Origin of the sequence: Paenibacillus sp. 3LSP (genome assembly GCF_032465655.1) — a bacterium.
Classification (GTDB): domain Bacteria; phylum Bacillota; class Bacilli; order Paenibacillales; family Paenibacillaceae; genus Fontibacillus; species Fontibacillus barengoltzii.
In genome coordinates this window covers 1-19,631 of sequence record NZ_JAWDJI010000003.1, presented here as the reverse complement: position 1 = coordinate 19,631, position 19,631 = coordinate 1, and the positions used below count along the sequence as shown (strand labels likewise).

General features: G+C 53.0%; 15 protein-coding genes and 1 pseudogene. 6 read left to right on the top strand and 10 right to left on the bottom strand.

Features of this window, described 5'->3' with window-relative positions:
- Positions 1-132: 132 nt before the first annotated feature.
- The 4 genes from RW092_RS00215 to RW092_RS00200 all read right to left on the bottom strand — a co-directional run bounded on the left by RW092_RS00215 (position 133) and on the right by RW092_RS00200 (position 7,515).
- Positions 133-1,413 carry a methyl-accepting chemotaxis protein gene (locus RW092_RS00215; RefSeq protein WP_316009189.1) on the bottom strand — a complete coding sequence of 427 codons (1,281 nt, stop codon included), beginning with the start codon at positions 1,411-1,413 and terminating at the stop codon, positions 133-135.
- A gap of 330 nt (positions 1,414-1,743) precedes the next feature.
- Entirely contained in the window at positions 1,744-2,862 is a 1,119-nt protein-coding gene (locus tag RW092_RS00210) for a mechanosensitive ion channel family protein (protein WP_028537457.1), read from the bottom strand.
- A 111-nt stretch (positions 2,863-2,973) separates the two neighbouring features.
- Entirely contained in the window at positions 2,974-4,707 is a 1,734-nt protein-coding gene (locus RW092_RS00205; RefSeq protein ID WP_316009188.1) for a methyl-accepting chemotaxis protein, read from the bottom strand.
- Between the two features lie 174 nt (positions 4,708-4,881).
- Positions 4,882-7,515 (bottom strand): calcium-translocating P-type ATPase, PMCA-type, encoded by a 2,634-nt coding sequence (locus tag RW092_RS00200; protein WP_316009187.1) that lies wholly within the window; start codon positions 7,513-7,515, stop codon positions 4,882-4,884.
- A 245-nt stretch (positions 7,516-7,760) separates the two neighbouring features.
- Between RW092_RS00200 and udk the strand changes: the two genes are divergently transcribed.
- Positions 7,761-8,384, top strand: a complete 624-nt coding sequence (gene udk / locus RW092_RS00195) for a uridine kinase (protein ID WP_316009186.1) — start codon at positions 7,761-7,763, stop codon at positions 8,382-8,384.
- 58 nt (positions 8,385-8,442) lie between these two features.
- On the opposite strand, the gene RW092_RS00190 is transcribed toward udk, so the two are convergent.
- From RW092_RS00190 to RW092_RS00180, 3 genes and pseudogenes are all read right to left on the bottom strand, one after another.
- Positions 8,443-9,039, bottom strand: a complete 597-nt coding sequence (locus tag RW092_RS00190) for a GerAB/ArcD/ProY family transporter (protein ID WP_316009185.1) — start codon at positions 9,037-9,039, stop codon at positions 8,443-8,445.
- 2 nt (positions 9,040-9,041) lie between these two features.
- Positions 9,042-10,010 (bottom strand): Ger(x)C family spore germination protein, encoded by a 969-nt coding sequence (locus RW092_RS00185; RefSeq protein WP_316009184.1) that lies wholly within the window; start codon positions 10,008-10,010, stop codon positions 9,042-9,044.
- Positions 10,000-11,413, bottom strand: a pseudogene (locus tag RW092_RS00180) (spore germination protein). The gene RW092_RS00185 and the pseudogene RW092_RS00180 overlap by 11 nt, the downstream one beginning before the upstream one ends.
- A 238-nt stretch (positions 11,414-11,651) precedes the next feature.
- Between RW092_RS00180 and RW092_RS00175 the strand changes: the two are divergent.
- The 3 genes from RW092_RS00175 to RW092_RS00165 all read left to right on the top strand — a co-directional run bounded on the left by RW092_RS00175 (position 11,652) and on the right by RW092_RS00165 (position 16,026).
- Positions 11,652-13,406, top strand: coding sequence for an ABC transporter ATP-binding protein (locus RW092_RS00175; protein ID WP_316009183.1), 1,755 nt, complete (start codon positions 11,652-11,654; stop codon positions 13,404-13,406).
- Entirely contained in the window at positions 13,396-15,231 is a 1,836-nt protein-coding gene (locus tag RW092_RS00170) for an ABC transporter ATP-binding protein (protein WP_316009182.1), read from the top strand. Before RW092_RS00175 ends, RW092_RS00170 begins: the two co-directional genes overlap by 11 nt.
- Positions 15,232-15,354: 123 nt before the next feature.
- Positions 15,355-16,026, top strand: coding sequence for an SGNH/GDSL hydrolase family protein (locus RW092_RS00165; RefSeq protein WP_316009181.1), 672 nt, complete (start codon positions 15,355-15,357; stop codon positions 16,024-16,026).
- A gap of 54 nt (positions 16,027-16,080) precedes the next feature.
- Here RW092_RS00165 and RW092_RS00160 read toward each other — a convergent pair whose 3' ends face one another.
- Positions 16,081-16,293: a DUF378 domain-containing protein gene (locus RW092_RS00160; protein ID WP_016313849.1), complete on the bottom strand. Its 213-nt coding sequence runs from the start codon at positions 16,291-16,293 to the stop codon at positions 16,081-16,083.
- 200 nt (positions 16,294-16,493) lie between these two features.
- Here RW092_RS00160 and RW092_RS00155 point away from each other — a divergent pair, with 200 nt between their 5' ends.
- The gene (locus RW092_RS00155; protein WP_316009180.1) at positions 16,494-17,192 is read left to right on the top strand and encodes a hypothetical protein; all 699 of its coding nucleotides are present in this window, start codon (positions 16,494-16,496) and stop codon (positions 17,190-17,192) included.
- A 43-nt stretch (positions 17,193-17,235) separates the two neighbouring features.
- Here the strand turns inward: RW092_RS00155 and RW092_RS00150 are convergent, their stop codons facing one another.
- Entirely contained in the window at positions 17,236-17,424 is a 189-nt protein-coding gene (locus RW092_RS00150; RefSeq protein WP_016313851.1) for a hypothetical protein, read from the bottom strand.
- A 197-nt stretch (positions 17,425-17,621) separates the two neighbouring features.
- Here RW092_RS00150 and RW092_RS00145 point away from each other — a divergent pair, with 197 nt between their 5' ends.
- A complete protein-coding gene (locus RW092_RS00145) occupies positions 17,622-18,530 on the top strand; it encodes an EamA family transporter (RefSeq protein ID WP_316009179.1) in 909 nt (302 codons plus the stop codon).
- Positions 18,531-19,215: 685 nt separating this feature from the next.
- Here the strand turns inward: RW092_RS00145 and RW092_RS00140 are convergent.
- A partial coding sequence (locus RW092_RS00140) for a transposase (protein WP_316009178.1) occupies positions 19,216-19,631 on the bottom strand: 416 nt, incomplete at its 5' end.

Sequence of the window (19,631 nt, the reverse complement as noted above, 5' to 3'; positions counted from 1 at the left end):
CGAGGTAGTCAATTATAGGCCCCCTTCTGCACATTATCCCTTTCATTCAGTGTGAAGAAATCGAAAAGATGAATGATGAAATAGTAAAAAGAACGCCTGCAAAAGCAAGCGCCCTTTCTAATTGCTATGGGATTAAAGCTTGAACACTTTCGTCAAATCGTTCATATTCTCGGACAGTTCGACCAATTTACAGGAGGTCTGCTCGATATCCCCAAAGATCTGCTCCTGCGTACCAAGCTGATCTTGAATATCGCCAGAGACTTGCAAGCCGGACTCGATCGTAGTGTTCACATCCTCCAGCGTTGCAGTCATTTCCTCCAGCGCAGCTGCTTGCGTGGTCACCCCATCGGAAATATCGTTCAACATGGCGAAGGTGTTCTCCATATTGTCCATGATTTGCTCGATATTGATCTTCACGTTCTCCGATTGCGTTACACCCTGCTGAACCTTCTCTTCCGTCTGAGCAACCGCAGACACGACGCTGCCAGTACGAACTGTCATATCTTCGACCAAGCTGCTGATTTCCTGAAGGGAGTGATTCGTATCTTCGGCTAATTTCCGGATTTGTCCAGCTACCACCGCGAACCCTCTTCCCTCTTCCCCAGCTCGGGCGGCTTCAATCGCTGCATTCAAGGCTAACAGGTGGGTCTGTTCGGAAATTTGTTTAATAATGCTGACGACCTCGGTTATTTTTTGACTTTGTTCCTCAAGCCCCAGCACCTCGCTGTTAACGTGCTTCGTATTTGCAGCAAGCTCATTAATCGCCTCAACGATGGATTCCACCGAACGCTTCCCGCCTTCCGCGGAATCCATCACCGATTGGGCTCGTTCCGCAATGCGATTCGTCAGTTCTGCCGTCGTCTGCGAATGGTTCGTAATCTCGGAGATCGCAACCGCTGTTTGCTTCATGCTCTCTGCATTTTGGGTAAACACGTTTAACAAATGCTTGATGCCTTCGTTGATTTCGTGGACCTGCCCATTCGCCTGCTCAATAATACGGTTTAACTCTTCCGTAGAATCCGTCACCCGTTCGGAGGAGGATTGGATGGAAGCGATCAAATGCTTTAAGTTATCTCTGGCCTTCTGAAGCGAGCGGATCATTTGCCCGGCTTCGCCTTGTTGAAACGTATGTATTTTAACGGACAGATCGTTTTCAGCCATGGAATTGGCCAGCTTCGCTCCTTCTTTAAGCGGACGGACAAGAAATGCTTCGGAGATAAATGCAGCGATCAACTGGAAAATAAGAAAAATGATAAATGCCTTTAATACCAAAGAGGGGGTGATCAGATTAAAGAAATCATTACTCTGACTATAAGACAACGTTACAATAAGAGCGGTGTTGGAGACGAACATGGCCAAGAAGACAAGCACCATGATTCGGGTCCGGATAGAAATATTTCGAATTCGATTCATCTTAGTATCACCTGGTTTATTTGTAGTATGGTAAAAATCAAAATCCTCTGGCACATTTTTTTATCCGCTCCAGGTATCTCCTCCCATTCTCGAGATAGGCATTGAGTTCCAAATCTTGCATGTGATTTTCGTTATATAGTCCAATATATAGTCCAAATTGACCATAGTCAAATTCATGTTAAATGATAGTAAACCGCTTACAAGTCTAGTAAAATAAATAGGTTAGGAAATCAGCCGAGCATCTTTTAGCACACAGGAGGGGATCCGAATGGTTGATGTGAAAGGCAAATGGGCGCTCATTACCGGAGCCAGCCGCGGGATGGTTTGCATTCAGACCTCATATTGTCTCGAGCGGGTGGTGTCCACCTCACCGGACGTTGCCGGTGCTGATTCGAGAAATACGCGTTGTGCCGGATAAGCCAGCTTAATCCCCTCTTCCTCCAGCACCTGCATAAAGGCCAGATTCATTTCCTGACGCGCTGACAAGTACTCTCCCCAAACGGTTGATCGCGTGAAGTAATAGATGAAAATGCCTAAGCTGCTCTCGTTGAAATCCGTAAACTTCACGAAAATGGTGCCTGGGTCGATTTGCTCGTTGTCGCGAAGCAGTTGTTCGATTCGACGGATGGCTGCCATCATCCGTTCCCGATCAGAGTCCAGCGCCACAGGAAGTGTAAAAGTCACTCTGCGCTTGCCCATTTTGCTCCAGTTCGTGATCGGCTGATCTGCCAGTTGCGCATTGGGGACGGTAATCACCGCATCAGCGAAGGTGCGGATCTTCGTGCTGCGGAAGGTAATGTCCTCCACCATGCCTTCAGCGGTAGGCGTCAGAATCCAATCTCCTTTGGAAAATGGCTTTTCCAAAATAATCACAATGCCGCCAAAGATGTTCCCTAACGTATCTTTGGCAGCCAAAGCTACGGCTAAGCTGCCTAACCCCATGCCGGCCACCAGTCCATTGATGCTAAATCCCCACTCCGCCCCAATTAAGGCTACAGTGATGATAACCACAACGATCCGGAGGACCTTCGATAAGAACGGAATAAGCATGCTTGCATCGTCTAATCGGATTTTGCGGCTTAATCCCTCCAGCAATACCGAGGATTGGGCGGATAGGATGTACATCCCCCATCCGATCAAGGCGATGACGCCGCTGCGGAATAAGGGATCCAGGCCTACGGCGATTTCCACATTGCGCGGCAGCAAATATTTCAACCCTATTTCAAGGCCAATCAGAATAAATAACCACCGAAAAGGCCGCTCCAGCACTTGTCTCCATAGATTTAGCCGGTCCGGCTTCGCCGTCTTTCTGCGATCCAGCAGAGCGAAAGCCAGCTTCACGAACGCTTTGCTAAACAAAGCGAACAGCGCCATAATGCCGACGGCAATTCCAAGATCCTCCCAACCCAATTGTCCGAGGGACTTCAACACTTTTCCCCCATCGTTCAATGTTATAGCACCCCCTTAAATAAAGGGTCATTATAACATGATCCGGTGAAAGATGTCTAAAGGCCATAACCCACAAACGACATGTCGTGAGCCCGAGGGATGCGCTGCCGCCTACACTTTAAACTTGCCGATCATCGCCTGCAGTTCCTCAGACAACTGACTTAGCCCCTCCATTGAAGCCATCATTTCTTGAACGCCGGCGTATTGTTCCTCGGTGTGGGCATAGACCTCGCGGGAGTCGCTGGCGGTCTGCTGAGCGACCCGGTCGATCGTGGTGATTGCCTGGACGACAGCATCCGATTGGGAGTACAGTTGCTCCGCCTGCCCGGTCACCCGGCTGATTTGCCCAGCCACCTGCTCGACCGCCTGACGGATGCTGCTGAACACCTCACCAGCTTGCTGAACCGTCGCAATGCCTGCTGCGACCTCCTGCGAACCGGCTTGGGCCGCCTCGATCACCAGCTCCATCTCACTGCGCACCCCTTCGAGCATCTCAGTCACATCGGCTGCGGCCGCTCCGGTCTCTGCCGACAGCTTGCGCACCTCCCCAGCGACCACGGCGAACCCTTTACCAGCCTCTCCCGCCCGTGCCGCCTCAATGGAGGCGTTCAGCGACAACATCTGCGTCTGCTTGGCGATCCCGGCAATCAGCTCCGCGGCCTCCGCAATTTGACCCGAGCGAACGCCTAGCCGCTCGATGAAGGCGCGCAGCTCGTCCATCTGCCGCTGGATCGAGGCCATCTGGGCCGCCGCTTGTGCCACAATGTCCTCGCCGGCCCGCGTTTCGTGCACCGCCGCTTCCGATTCTTCGCGGGCGTCATCCGCGAGGCTGGCCATCTCCTGGGCCCCCGCAGCCATCATCGTCACTTGGGCCACGCCCAGCTCGACACTTTGCACCTGCTCCTCGCTTCCGGACGAAATTTGGCCCATGATGTCCGAAATTTCCCCGGAGGAGGCACGGAACTGCTCCGACTGGTGCCGCAGCTGATCCGCCGATGTTGCAACGCGTCCGGCATGCCGCCCCAGATTGCGGATCATCTCCTGCCAGCTTCGTCTCATATGGTTAAACGCAGCCGCCAATTCCCCAATCTCATCGCGGTTTCTCACAGCGATCTCTGCAAGGGTTAAATCGCCGTCTGCCAGCTCGCGGGCCCCCTTCACCATCACTCGCATCGGTTTGACGATTTGCCGGGACAACAGGACACCGGTCAAGACGGCGAAGAGGATCGCGATGGCCCCGCATATCACTAAAATCCACAAAGTGATCGCCGATTCTTTCTTGAACTCGGCCAATTTCGCCTGAAGCGCGCTCTCCTGCAGCGTCCGCAATTCACTCGCCCCTTGAATCATCGTATCCGATGTCGGAATCGCCCACATCAACGCTTCCGCTTTCGCCAAATCCGGCTTTCCCGATTGTACGTAATCGCGAACCTTCGTCAGCAAGCGAGCAAACGTCGCATTGGATTCCGATAACGAGGAAGCAACCGCCCCCTGCTCTTCACCTTCGGAAGCGCTTACGATTTGGCCGATGATCCTATTCAATTCATCATTGGCTCCCGTCAACAGCTGTTCCTTCTCGGCCGAAGGCTCCACGATATAACTAAACAAGATGCTGTTCTGACGCTGTGTCTCCATCTCCAGCCTGGCCGCCTGATCCCGTGCTGCCGTATTCTGCTCAAGCAGCTCAGAATAGTTCTGATCCATCCGGTTCAAGAACGCGTAGGCCACTCCAGCAATAACCCCCACCAGCAGCGATACCGTGATAAAAGCTGCCGTCAGCTTCCGACCGAGCGAAAAAGCGTGCCCTCCAGCTCCTACTCCATTGGATTTCTTCTGCTTCTCCATCTGTTGTCCCCCCTTGGTTGGATCTAACGAACAAGGGCCGCCAGACAAATCATCTGCGGCCTATGTTCTTCTTGTCTATTCACTTGTATCATCTATCAAACCGTGGCAAGAGGGGAATTCAAAATTCTCCTCTGTTCTATCAAAATTCTCATATCTCAAGATTTTGCCGAAGTTTTAGGCGGACTCTCTAGCCTTCCCGGCCCGCATAAAGATCTTGATGATCTCATTCAAGATCAGCGGGATTAACGCCAAGAGAATCACGATCCCCCAATCGGAGAGGCTGAGATTTTGGACCTTAAACGCTGCGGCCAAGAACGGGATCGAGATCGACAGGAACTGTAACAGCAATCCAGCAATAACCGCTCCAACGAGCAACAGATTGGAGAACAGACCGACGGTGAAAATCGACTTGGTCGCACTGCGCTTCGAGAAGGCGTAGAACAGCTGCGACGCCGCAAGCACAACAAAGGCCATCGTCCGTGCGTAAGTCATCACATCCTCCGGAATACCGGAGGTGCGCAAACCATACCCATGCTCACGAAGTCCTATGTAAAATGCAACCAAAGTCAGCGCACCGATCAAGAGTCCTCCAAGCACTGCCTGCCACGCTGCACCTCCGGCAAAGAAGCTCTCCTTCGGATCACGCGGCTTACGCTTCATGACGTCCTTCTCGCCAGGATCCACACCTAGTGCAATCGCCGGCAACGTGTCGGTGACCAGGTTGATCCAGAGGATCTGGGTTGCCAACAACGGCAACGGCCAGAAGAATAAAATCGAAGCGAGAATCGCCACAATCTCCCCGAAATTACACGCCAACAGGAACGTTACCGTCTTACGAATATTCGCGTAGATGTTCCGACCTTCCCGAATCGCGTGGACGATCGTGGTGAAATTATCGTCGGTCAGAATCATGTCGCTGGCGCCCTTCGATACGTCGGTACCGGTAATACCCATCGCCACGCCGATGTCTGCCGTCTTCAGCGACGGCGCGTCGTTGACGCCATCCCCGGTCATCGAGACGATGTTGCCCTTCGCCTTAAAGGCCTTGACGATCTTCACCTTATGCTCAGGCGAAACCCGGGCGAATACGCGGATGCCCTTGATTTTTTCGGCAAACGCCTCATCCGACAACTCGTCGATTTCGGCCCCCGTCATGCTTTGTTCCAGGGAGCTGGCAATCTCCAGTTCTTTGGCGATCGCCACAGCGGTGTTGCGATGGTCGCCCGTGATCATCACCGGAGTGATCCCCGCCGCTTTCGCCTCGCGGATCGAATCCTTCACCTCGGACCGCGGCGGATCGATCATGCCAACGAAGCCAAGGATCGTCAGATCCTGCTCCATCTCCTCGGATGGCAGGATGCGATCCGTATCCTTATAGGCAGCGCCCAACACCCGAAGTGCATCGTCCGACATCGCTTCGGCGGCTGCCATGAAGCGTTGCTTCAGCTCTTCCGTCAGCGGTACGACCTCTCCGTGAACTACCGCGCTGTTTGATATCCGCAGCAGCTGGTCGATCGCGCCTTTCGTATGTACGCGATAGCCTTCTCGCGTCTGGTTCAGCGTGGACATCAGCTTGCGGTCGGAATCAAACGGCTTCTCGGAAATCCGTTTGTATTCAGCCTCCAGCGATTTCTTCGAAAGTCCATGCTGTTCGCCGAAAGCGACCAGGGCGATCTCCGTTGGATCACCAGTCCCCTCGCCATTCTCATAAGTGGCATCGGAACACAACACGAACGTCTTGATCATTTCGATCGGCGCCTCATCGCCCAAAGGCTCCGCGGTAAAATGCTTGACGACCGTCATTTTATTCTGGGTTAGGGTCCCGGTTTTGTCCGAGCAGATGATGTTCACCGAACCCAGCGTTTCTACGGCCGGCAGCTTCTTAACAATGGCGTTGATGCGAGACATGCGCGTGACGCCAAGTGCGAGTACAATCGCTACGATGGCTGGCAGCCCCTCCGGAATCGCCGCGACCGCCAGGCTGATCGCAGTCAGGAACAACTCGAACAGATCCCGTCCCTGGATAAGGCCAATGACGAAGATCACGACGCAGATGCCGATAGCGATGTAACCCAGCATTTTGCCGAGCTCATCGAGCTTCTTCTGCAGCGGAGTCAACTCCTGCGTATCTTCGTCCAGAATCTTGGCGATTTTGCCCATCTCTGTATTCATCGCCGTCCCGACGACAACCCCTTCGCCGCGGCCATACGTCACAAGCGTCGACATAAATGCCATGTTGCTCTGATCTCCGATGGGCGTTTGCGCTTCTTGATGCAGATCCTCCGCATTTTTATCCGACGGTACGGACTCGCCGGTCAGTGCGGATTCCTCAATTTGCAGATTCGCACTGTCAATCAACCGCAAATCGGCTGGAATGAAACGTCCGGCATCCAGGATCACGATATCGCCCGGAACGATCTCCCCGGAATCGATTTCCTTCACATTCCCGTCACGCCGTACCAGCGTTTTGGGGGTGGTCATTTGCTGCAGCGCTTCAATCGCTTTCTCCGCTTTCTGCTCCTGAATGACTCCGATAATCGCGTTCAACAGGACAACGGCCAAGATGATGACGGCATCCATGTATTCTCCGACAATCAGCGTAACAATGGCGGCAGCCAGCAGCACATAAATCAGCATATCCTTTAGTTGAGCGAAGAAGATCGACCAAATGCCCGGCTTCGGCTTGCCTTTAATCTGGTTTGGCCCGTACTTCGACAGACGCTTCCCGGCTTCTTCCGAAGACAGCCCGGCAGCGGGATCCACCTGCAGCTCTTGCAGGACGGCCTCCCGAGTTTTCGTATGCCACATCAGCAGCACCTCTTTGCTTGAAATTGGCAGACATGAGCATACCATTATTGTAAACCGAATCCGCGGGAAATTATGAGAAAAAATAAACAACACTCCACATCGATATCCCGCCACAAATTTGCCATAATATGAAGGACCTCGAGTCAGCCGCATGAAGATGAAAAAATGCCTGGGCTATGCTACAATACTGAGATGTTAAACGGGAACGTTTAGAGGGATGTCATTCTAGGAGGGTATTTCATTTCATGTTAATTATAGGTATCGCCGGCGGCACCGGGTCCGGGAAAACGACGGTGGCCCGCTCGGTTATCGGCCAGCTGGACACCGATAAAGTTACGTTTATTTCGCAAGACAACTACTATAAAGACCAATCGCACCTCAGCATGGCCGAACGGGAAAAGACGAACTACGACCATCCCTTCGCCTTCGATAACGAGCTGTTGGTGGAGCATCTGAACCAGCTCAAGAACGGACAAGCCGCCTATGCTCCGGTGTACGATTTTACGAAGCATACCCGTTCGGATAAGACGATCAAGCTATTACCTAATAAGATTATTATCGTTGAGGGACTCTTTGTCCTGTATGACGAGAAGCTGCGGGAGATGCTCGACATCAAGGTGTTCGTGGACACTGACTCCGACGTGCGCATCCTTCGGCGCGTACTGCGCGACATGGAAGAACGCGACCGCTCGATCCACTCCATCCATCAGCAGTACCTGGCCACGGTAAAGCCGATGCATGAAGCCTTTATTGAGCCGTCGAAAAAATACGCCGACCTCATTATCCCCGAAGGCGGGCATAACGAAGTGGGCATTCAAATGCTGACCATCCTGACGGAGAAACATTTGACCGGAGGGTTTAAAGTCTAGATAAAGAGCGAAAAAAACACCTGCAATTGGCAGGTGTTTCATTTTTCAACGAATGGGGTTAGATCGAAATGCAGCAAACCGGGAAGATCACCAGCAGCCAATCAAAGATATAGATATAGTCGAAACGTTCCAAAAACGCCAAACGAATAATTTTAGATAGAACAAGCGTTGGCCAAATCGTTCCCTTCAACTGCAACATATTGAAATATCCCAGGGTCGTGATCAGCACGAGCATATAAAGCACGGTGGTATAGGCTGTCGCGAGATGTGCCCATTTATGCGCTTTGCGCTTATCCTTGAGGAATGGATAGTAGAACAAGAGAAATTCGGGCCCTAAGAAGATATAGAGTGAATTCACCGCCGACGTTATATAATCGCCCAGACCATGATTCATGATCGGAAGAAGGTTGTTCCAATGAGCGAGCTTCATGGGAAAATAGAGCGTCGGGAGAATGAAACTGGGAATAATAACGCACAGCAAGCAGATGCCGGTAACGACACGAAAGCCTCCGGACACAATGTACGTAGCCGCCGCTAAAATGATCAACGCAACTTGCCATAGCGACGAATCCGGAAACACCCATACATAGATCACTTCCGCATGGGGCCGAATCTGCCCTACACAAATCAGCACACAGTAGAAGATCAGAACCAAGCTTAACCCTCTACGCCGTTGTCACGCAGCTTGTTCAGCAGCTTTATGGCATTGTCATTTATTTGCTGCTCTAGCTCGGATACTGTATATTTGTAGGTGATTTCAGAACGCATATTCATTCTAGGGATTTCCTTTAACATCCCTATTAGATGCAAGTCGATGGTCATTTTGAGGGCTTCTCCGTGATCCAGGGCGAAGTGCATGGATGGCTCTTCCTTTAGCAGGCTGAGCGCTGCCACATGTTCCTCGGAACCCGCATTGATTTGAACGGGTAAGATCCCGCCTTTTCCACGTCCTTTCATCATTTTGAGGAGCAGCGTCTCCTTCGCATCTATCACCAATTTCAGCCGATCGTATTGAAAAATACCGAGTCCTGTGAATTCGATTTTCCCATACTTGTTCCTCTTAAGATACGGAGCGTATGCGTCCCTCCCTGTTCCATAACAATTGAATAAAAAAATATGCAGATTGTTCAGAGGAGCGTTATCCGACGTCACATTTTGCTCGATTAAATGATAGGGCAGTCCTTCCCTGTTTTTTCCTTTTAAACTTTGGAACATCTCTTGCGGAGGTTCCTCCGAGACGGCCAAGATCATGCTTGTGCTGGTGATCGGGCTTCTGCAGAAGGTATGCAGGAAGGAATCCAAGCCTTGCTCGGCCATCCGGCGGCTAAATACTAACATTCGCAGCTTCCCCGTTTGAATCGTATGGGGGGACTGCATGTTCATTTGGCTGAGCATCAACTCCACCGTATCCCCTTCCCCATAGATGGACTTAATTCTATCGTTTTCCATATGGTCCATATAGAGACCAATGGTCTGGTATAGTCCGTTCTTCTGGTCGACTCCCAACACGTTGAGAATTTTAATTCGATCTACGATCCTAGTTTGCATGCAGCCGATCAACGTCAGGGTCATCCCCAGCATAAGAGCGGTGAGAACAACAAACCTACTAAGCCGTTTATTCCGCATAGTCATCCTCCTTCCGTGATTGAGGGTGGTAGCGATAAGCGGTTAACGGGCGTAGGAATAAGCTGCGACGGTTCAAGTATTGATAGGAAGCCCGAATGGCGCTGTCGGCCAAATTGTCTGTTCGAAAAGGATACAGCGGCGCGAGATACGGCACCCCAAGCGATTTGAGCCGCATTAAATGTCCCATCAACATCAAGAAACCTATAGTAATTCCAAGACCGCCCCAAACGGCCGCTAATAAGATAAACGGAAAACGAAGCAGCCGGATCGTATTCGCCATTTTGACAATCGGAGTCGTAAAGGAAGCCAGGGCCGACGATCCCAAGGGTCTGGCCGATTTTGGACGGCAACCGTGCTCCGGCCTCCCTGAGCAAATCGATCGTGATCTCCAGAAAGATCACCTCCACGACCGGCAGAAATGGTACATGGATTCGCGACTGAATTAACGGGCCAAGCATCGTTTCAGGGAGGATCTCATAATGAAACGTCATAATCGCCACATAAATCGGCGTGGCAAACACCGAGAACACCACGCTCAGAAGTCGAATAATGCGATGAAATGACCCTAAGATCCAAGGCAAACAGTAATCCTCCGGCGACACGAAAAAGCCAAGAAAATTAGCTGGGGCCGCCATGACGTAGGGAGAGCCGTCCGTGAAGACAGCTACTTGCCCGGAGGTAAGGGCAAAGGTAACCCGATCGACCCGTTCGGTGGAGATAAATAACGGGAACATGGTGTTGCTCTGATCAGCAATGATTTCTTCCAGTTGGGAAGTGTCGTACAATACTTCGTAATCGATGCTTTTCAGCCGCTGCCTCATCGTGTCGACGATCTCCGGATTTGTGACATCCTCCAAATAAGCGATAACCACTCGGGTGTTGGAGTGAGAACCGATCGTTAGGGTTTCGAAAATCAACGCCGGCGTTGCCAGCTTCTGCCTCAAGAGATGCAGATTCGTGTCCAGATTCTCCACAAAACCAACCTTCGGCCCCATGACACTGAACTCATTCTCAGTGTCGTTGCTCTGCCGTTGACCGGTTTGGGCGTTATTCAAATTCGCCAGTACATACATGTCTTCCGCTGAATCCATGCGGAGCAAGACGTACCCTTCCATGAGTTTTGCGACAACTTCTTTCTCCGTGTTCGCAATCATCACCTCGGCAAAAGGCAACAGGTCCATCAGCTCTTCCGGCCGACCGAGCCGATCCCGATGCTCCTGAAGAGCAGGAAGCAAATAACGGGTCACCTTATCATCCGACACCAACGAACTGTAATAGGCGACTCGAATCAATCCTTCATCTTCCTCAAAGGGCGAAAACTCGTGAAAATCACTGGATTTCCGGACTTTCTCTAGGGTGGAAAGCGTCCGGTTCAGCCGTTTCTCGTTATCGGAATGCTTCATAAACATCCCCTCGATTTGAATCATTTTCCTTTAAGATTCCGCAGCGTGGCAGGGTTTATGCAAAATAATGATTCCGTTTTCCGCTCTACACCCGCATCTTCAATGCATAAATATACAAAATGACGTGTCCCGCGGTTTGATGGATCTGGAAATTCGCAGTATGATTAAAAAGCTGAGACTGGAAAAAAGGAGGTCGAAGGATAACAATCACCTTTTCTGGGAAAGGACGGGATGCCTGATGCGTGGAAAAACCTTATTGCTGAGCCACATGAAGTCGCATTTTCCGCTGTATTTGACAGCTGCGCTATGTTTGACGGCTGCCAATGTGACGTATTCATATTTCCCGAAGGTCCTGGGGGATTTTACGGATCACCTCCAGCAAGGCGGGCTGACTAGAAGCGGAGTAGGCCGATACGCGCTGACTCTGGCTGCCATCGCCGTCGTCTATGGCCTTTGCTTTGGATTCGGTCAGTACATGAACCATCGCCTGGGGCGGATGTTCGAATTTCGGGCCCGGAACCAATTGTTTCGGCATTTCACTCAATTAAGCGAAGCGTTCTTCTCGAAACACGGAATCGGCAAGCTGCTCAGCTACGTGATGAATGACGTCACCGGCGTGCGGGAGTCGATCGCTAACGGGTTGAACCAGTTAACTAATGCGTCGGTGTTGTTGATCTCCGTCATCACGATGATGATGGTCAGCGATATTCCGGCGCTTTTGATCGTGGTGTGTGTCTTGCCGCTGATTGCCATCCCGTTTATCGTAAGCGGATTCGGCCCCAAGATCCGCGACAACTCGCGGAAGGTGCAGGAGTCGCTTGCGGCGATGACGGAAGCTGCAGAGGAGCAATTTGAAGGCATCAAAGTGACGAAGAGCTTCGCAATCGAAGAGATTGCCCGCGCCCGGTTTGGGCAGACTGTGGACCGCATCCTGAGCAGCCAGCTGTCGCTGGTCCGGATGAGCTCGCTGTTTCAGGTGCTGCTGCCGTTTACCGGCGCGGTTTCCATGGCGGTGGCCATCGCTTACGGCGGCCTGCTCGTCTCGCACGGCGAGCTGTCGCTGGGTAATTTCGTGGCCTTAACCTTATATTTGCGGATGATTATGAACCCGCTGCGGCTGATCGGCAACGTCATCAACTTCATGCAGCGTGCACGTGCTTCCCTTGACCGGCTGAACCACCTGTTGTCCATGAAGCCGGACATTTACGATGAAGCCGATGCCCTGCCGCTGCCGGAAAATCCGCACAGCCTCGACATCGAGATCCGCGGGTTAACCTTCACCTATCCGGACGCCGCCCGCGCATCGCTGCAGGACATTCAACTTCGGCTCAAGCCTGGAGAAACGCTGGGCATCGTGGGCCGAACCGGCAGCGGGAAAACGACGCTCGTCAAACTGCTGCTGCGGGTATACGATCCGCCCCGTGACACAGTCTTCATCGGCGGCCACGATATCAGAAGCTTGACGCTGGAGAGCCTCCGCACCCGGATTGCCTACGTGCCGCAGGACGGCTTCCTGTTCAGCACGACGCTCCGCGACAACATCGCCTTCTTCGACCGAACCTCCGAGCTGCGCCAAGTGGAGGACGCCGCAAGGATGGCAGATCTCTATGACAACGTCGTAAAATTCCCGAAGCGGTTCGATACCGAGCTGGGCGAACGCGGCTTGACGTTATCCGGCGGGCAGCGTCAGCGGACCAGCTTGGCCCGAGGACTGATCAAGAACGCGCCGATCCTGCTGCTTGACGACAGCGTCAGTGCGGTGGATTCCGTAACGGAGACGCGCATTCTGTCTCATCTGCGGGAGGTTCGTAAAGGAAAAACAACGCTAATCATCGCCCACCGCATCAGTGCGGTGAAACATGCCGACCGCATCCTCGTGCTGGATGACGGGCGGATTGCCGAGCAAGGAACGCATGAGCAGCTGCTGCAAGCCGGAGGCTTGTACGCAGACCTGTATCACCTGCAGGAAGGAGAGGATCGCGATGTCAACTAATTCCGAAGCAGCCGACACCCGCAGGAAATACGAGGTCACTCCGGAGCAACGGAGGAAGGCGTTTGCCGCCCTGCTCACCTATGCCAAACCACACCGAAAGGCGTTCCTCGCCGTGTTTGGTTTTGCCTTTCTGGCCATTTCCGCCGACCTGCTGCAGCCGTTCCTGATCAAATATGCCATCGATGAGAAGGTGCTGTTTGGTGCACACGGACCCAGCATCCTGCTTAGCCTCGCTTTGGCCTACCTTGCGCTTGAGGCAGTCAGCGGCGTGTTCTCCTATTGGCAGGCAAATCTACTGCAACGGGCCGGGCAAAGCATCGTTGCCTTGCTGCGCAAAGATCTGTTTAAGCAGATCACCCGGCAGTCGATGTCGTTCTTCGACCGCAATTCAGCTGGCGGCCTTGTCACAAATGAGTCCAGTGATACGGAGACGATCAACCAGTTTTTTACCCAGGTGTTGTTAAGTCTGGTCCGCGATGGATTATCGCTGATCCTCGTTGTTGTCTTTATGTTTGCGTTGGACGTCCAGCTGGCCTTATATTGCCTAATTCTTTTTCCGATCATCACGGCCATTGCCATCGCCTTCCGTAAATATTTGCGCACCAGCTATCAGCGAGCCCGCTCGCTGTTGTCCCGGCTCATCGCGTTTACAGCGGAAAATCTGAGCGGGATGAGTCTGATTCAGTCGTTCCATCAGGAAGGGGAGCAAACGTCCCGCTTCAGGGACCGGAACACCGCCTATTTAAAAGCGAATCTGCGGGAAGTTCAGGCCACCGTCCTGTTTAACCGTTCCTTCGACGTGCTTGGCAATTTGTCGGTGGCCTTCGTCGTTTGGATCGGCGGCTTCGCGGTGCTGGGCCATCGCATCGAATTTGGCGTGCTGTATGCCTTCATCAGCTATATCCGCCAATTCTTTCAGCCGATCAACCAAATTACCCAACAATGGAACACGCTGCAGTCCACCATCGTGTCGGTGGACCGGCTGTGGCGAATCTTCTCCGCCGAGCCGGAGGTGCAAGACCCTGCGCCGGAGAAAGCCAAAGCGTTGCCGGCCCATACGGTTCGCGGGCGGATCGATTTCAATCGCATCCGCTTCTCATACACAGAGGGCCAGGAAGTGCTGCATGGCCTCGACCTTCATGTGCGAGCAGGAGAATTCATCGGCATCGTAGGCACGACCGGCGCAGGCAAGAGCTCCTTAGTGAACCTGCTGACGCGGTTCTATGATGTAGACGAAGGCAGCGTCGAAATCGACGGCACGGATATCCGCCGTCTTCCGCAGGCCTCGCTGCATCGCATCGTCGGACTGGTGCAGCAGGACCCGTTCCTGTTCGCCGGGTCCATTATTGACAACGTCCGCCTCTTCCGCGAGGACATTAGCCGCGACGAAGTGATTGAGGCCTGCCGGCGCATCGGCGCAGAGCCTATGATCACGCGGCTGAAGGACGGCTACGACACCCGGCTGTCCAATCGGGGCAGCGGGCTGTCCGCCGGTGAGCGCCAGCTGATCTCCTTCGCACGAATCCTGGTCTTCCAGCCCAAAATCCTCATCCTCGATGAGGCGACGGCGAATCTGGATTCCCAAACCGAGCTGTTGATCCAGAACGCGTTAAGCGTAGTGTCCGCCGGTCGGACAACGCTGGTCATCGCGCACCGCCTGTCCACCGTTCAGCACGCGGACCGCATCCTCGTGATCCAGAGCGGTCGGATCGCCGAGCAGGGCACGCATGAAACGTTGCTGGCCCGCGGCGGCTACTATGCGGAGCTGGTACGCCACTCACGGCAAGGTCGTGCAGATCTGAGGCAGCTCGCACCGCGCAGGTAAGCCTGTTAAGTATAGGGGTTGGTCTGAATGGAATCGGACCAGCCCTTTTTTGATAAACCGCACCTCCCCACCTGGTTCGCAATACTATAGTTGTAAAGTCTATCTTAGGTGGGTGACCTGGAGATGATATACACCGCACTTGGGGATTCCATCACGTATGGTGATAACGCGACCTCGCCGCGGCTGGCCTATCCTCAGTTAATCGTATCGGATTATAATCGCTCTACCCCCCGGCCCATCCGGGGTTATGTATTAGCCCGGTCCGGTTGGACCAGCGGCAATCTGCTGGATGCCGTGCTGCGGCAAGGCTCGGACATGATTAGACAGTCCTCGGTTGTATCGGTCTGGATTGGGGGCGTCGATTTAGCCAATTCGGCGATTGACCCGCTGGTGAATGGCGGACCGTTTCCGAATATGGAGATCCTCTTCCAGTTTCGCCGAAATTTAAGCGCCCTTCTGGGCCATATCCGCAAAATCAGCTCCGCTCGGATCGTATGCTGCACCCAATACAACCCGTTCCCAAGCAACTCACTTGCCATCGAGTGGATCAGTCGTCTTAACGAGACGACCCACGGCATCGCAGCCTCTTACGGAGCCAAGGTGGCACCCGCGCACAGATGGTTTGAAGGGAAGCAAGCCGAGCTGATCGACGGGTATCGAGGCGGCCAATTGGAGGACCTCCTCGGCGGCACGCTGCCGATTCATCCGAACAATCAGGGACACCGGGTGATTGCGAACAGCCTTGCGCCCTACCTTTTTCCTAAAACCAGCGTATCTTCCAAGAAAAAAAAATAGCCGGGATGCTCTCGCATCCCGGACCTTCCCGCATACTTCCACGGATTCCCCAGCTTATCTGGCGACTTCATCATTCGTGACATCGTTGAAGAACTTAAACGCGTAAATGGCGCTAATGCCGACGAGCGTGTAGATGATGCGCGACATGGTCGAGTCTTGCCCGCCGAATATACCTGCCACTAAGTCATATTGAAAGAGCCCCACCAACAGCCAGTTTAATCCGCCCACAATCAGTAATGCGAGCGCTATTGCGTTTAACGTTTTCATTCCGGGCCAACTCCTCGGTCGAAATTTTTTTATTCATTAGTTAAATTTCCAAATTGCCCAAAATTTATGCAGATTCCGGCAAATATCACGAAACGGGCTAGAAATTGAGGAACAAGCACAGGCATCGAACCCATTTCGGAAGTAAGATATATCGAGGAAAACGTCTAGCGTAAAAAACTAAGCACCGAGGTGATCCTTGCATGGCAAGTTCGGCAAACATTCGCAAACGTGCGAAACAGCTGAAGGGCCAGCCGGTTCGCGTGGAATTGCACGACGGGCGTTCTTATATCGGATGGATCGCCGGGCTGGATGCGAACGGCCTGCTTCTCTCCGTACCCCCGCGCGGCAAGAAGAAAATGAAGAAGAAGAAGGCAGCCCACAGCAAAAAAGCACGCTCATCGGCTATCCAGCAGCCATTGGACAGCGGCTTCCCAAGAGATCCCCGTTTCGCCCAGGGCATCCGTCCCGACGTCGGCTGGGGGCTAGGCGGTGTGCCTATGGGATATGGTCCTGGCCCAGGCGGCAATTGGGGAAGACCCCGGGAACTGGGCTATTACGGAAACTTGAACGGAGGATGGGGAAGACCTCAAGGTTATTATGGCTTTAGCGGAATGCCGGGAAGACCCGGTCCCAGACCTTATGGCTATGGCTTCGCTGGAGGGCCAGGGCGTCCGCGAAGACCGGGGCTGTTTGGCTTTGGCGGATCAAGCGGAAGCGAGGGCTCCGGCGGAACACAGGAGCAAAACACGGAGAGCTCTTCTTCCGAAAGACCCCGCCGCCCAGGCATTTTCGGAATGGTGCAGAAGGTGCAGAAATACATGCCCCTGATGAAGATGGGCTATAACGCCATCAAATCGATTATTCCGTTATTTAACGGCATCAAAGCCTTGATGGTATGACCCCAAACCACAAAGAGACGCAGAATCTGCGTCTCTTTGTTTATTACTTGCGGCGGTTCTTCGTGAATCGGGTATACACGATCAAAGCGGCGAGCATCATCGCGACAAATCCGATATTCTCGGCAGCGACAGCCGACATTCCAAACAAGATGCAAAGGTTCGTCACCAATCCGTTCGTCAGCAGCGCGATCAAGATCAAAAATATCGGCCGCCACAAGTTATACCTTCTCATTTTCGCGACACTCCTGCCCCTTTAATTTCGACGAATCTATGATTTCATGTTAGTAGCATTTTACCATAAGCAGAGAGTGTTTGCATTTTTGCGGTTATTTCCTTCCAACTCTCATTGGTAAGTTTTTTCATAGACACTCCCCGCCGAATGATTTGTATAATCAGTAAGATTGCTATTTTCTTGGAAGGAGCATAGATATGTGGTTTCTATTTGCACTACTGACGTCTCTAGCGTGGGGGAGTGCCGATCTATTCTATAAAAAAGGCAGCGACAGCAAAGACCCGTTCAGTCATCTGAAGATCGTCGTTATGGTAGGTCTGGTGATGGGGATTCACGGCACGGCGTACCTGTTGATCGAAGGGCTGTCCTTTGATCCATTCGATATGATTCGCTATTTGCCGGTATCGGCGCTGTACATTCTATCGATGGCGATCGGCTATTTCGGGCTCCGGTACATTGAGCTCTCTATCGCTTCGCCGGTGCAGAACTCATCCGGGGCGGTGACCGCGATTCTCCTGTATTTGTTCTTCCCTCATGATCTCGGATGGATGGACATTGCAGGGGTAGCGATCATTACCTTCGGCGTGGTGGGGCTGGCGATTTTGGAGAAACAAGAAGAGCGAATAGCCCTGAAGACGGGGACAGATCACCTCAACGCCAAATATCAAATCGGCGTGATGGCGATCACCTTCCCGCTGCTGTACTGCCTGCTTGACGGCTTAGGCACGTTTGCTGACGGCATTTATCTGGACGAGCTGAAGCTGATTGGTGAGGATGCCGCGCTTCTGGCTTACGAGTTCACCTTTTTCCTGTGTGCAGCGGTGGTTTATATCTACTTGGTTGCAGTCAAAAAACAGCGGTTCAACCTCTGGACCGAACGCGTTAAAGGCGTAGCTGCGATCTTCGAGACGACCGGCCAGTTCTTCTACGTCTTCGCCATGGCCAGCAACGCCATCGTTGCGGCTCCGCTGATCGCTTCGTACAGCGTCTTCTCGGTGATTTTGTCCCGCCTGTTCCTGAAAGAGCGGCTCAGCCGGATGCAATATGCAGTCATCGTACTCGTGCTGGCGGGGATCGCCTTGCTTGGCTTGGCGGACGAGCTGTAGGGTGAGGCGCGGGACCTCGGCAAGGCGAGCATCGGGCCGAGTGAGGGGCTGAGTGAGGGGCCGCGTAACGAGTTGGCCGCAGTAGCTATTGCTGTAACTGCTTGCCTTAACACGTAACGGACCGTAATGACCTTATTCGCACATTTCCCGGGTATTTCCCAGTGTAACGGACTTCACGGGCCTTATTCGGCTTGGAGAGCTGCAATTCACGGTGACTACCCTGAAATAACGTCATCTCTGTCCGTTACGTTCCAGAAGTGCCCAACGGTCATCTATTAACGTCCCTAGTGTCCGTTGCTATGAACGTTTTTGTCAAGCCCTCGGTTTTAAATCTGCCTGAGCACGTGGCGCGAGAGCAAAAATGCGAGCGACGGTCGGCACGCTGCTATCCGTGGGTTGGTTACCACATGTTATGCCTTCGTCAGGGAGAGCCCTTGCAAGCTAGAAACGCACGTTCAGTTTCTTTCAAAACCTAGTGCAAACGGACTACGCAAATTCTCTCCTGAACCTTCGTTTGCTCCCGGGCCTCGTGCTCCGGCGTGAGCTTGTCAAGCGTCTTCCTTGACAAGCGGTGGGGTACAATTCAACACTTTTCCAAATCCTCATCGAAGATGAGGAACGCCACACGGCGAGTGTGGGGGTGCAGGGGGCAAGGTCCCCTGCGTCCTTCATCATCGAAAAGCTGTTAGGATGCGGCGGGCTGTTCCACGGTTCGGGCAACAGCCCATACAAACCCAATCAGTTCCCTGGCCACCGCACCGACGGCCACATTCTTGTGTTTGTTCTTTCCAAACACAAGATGGCGGTATTTGGAATGCAGTCTTTCTTGGGCCTTCCAGGACAACAGTTGTACGTCGGCCGGCATGCCATCTAGTCGTTTGGCGAGATCGCCCTTCACGGCAGGACGATGACGGTAACTCCAAGCGGACTCCACTAAAGTCCGGCGCAAGCGGCCGTTTCCGGCTTTGGTCATGCTGCCTCGACGAGTACTTAGGCCCGTGGAATACTCACGAGGGACCAGTCCCAAGTACGCCATCAGTTGGGCTGGGGAGCGAAAACGCGCAAAGGTTCCGATTTCAGCCGCAAGGGTAATGGCTGTAA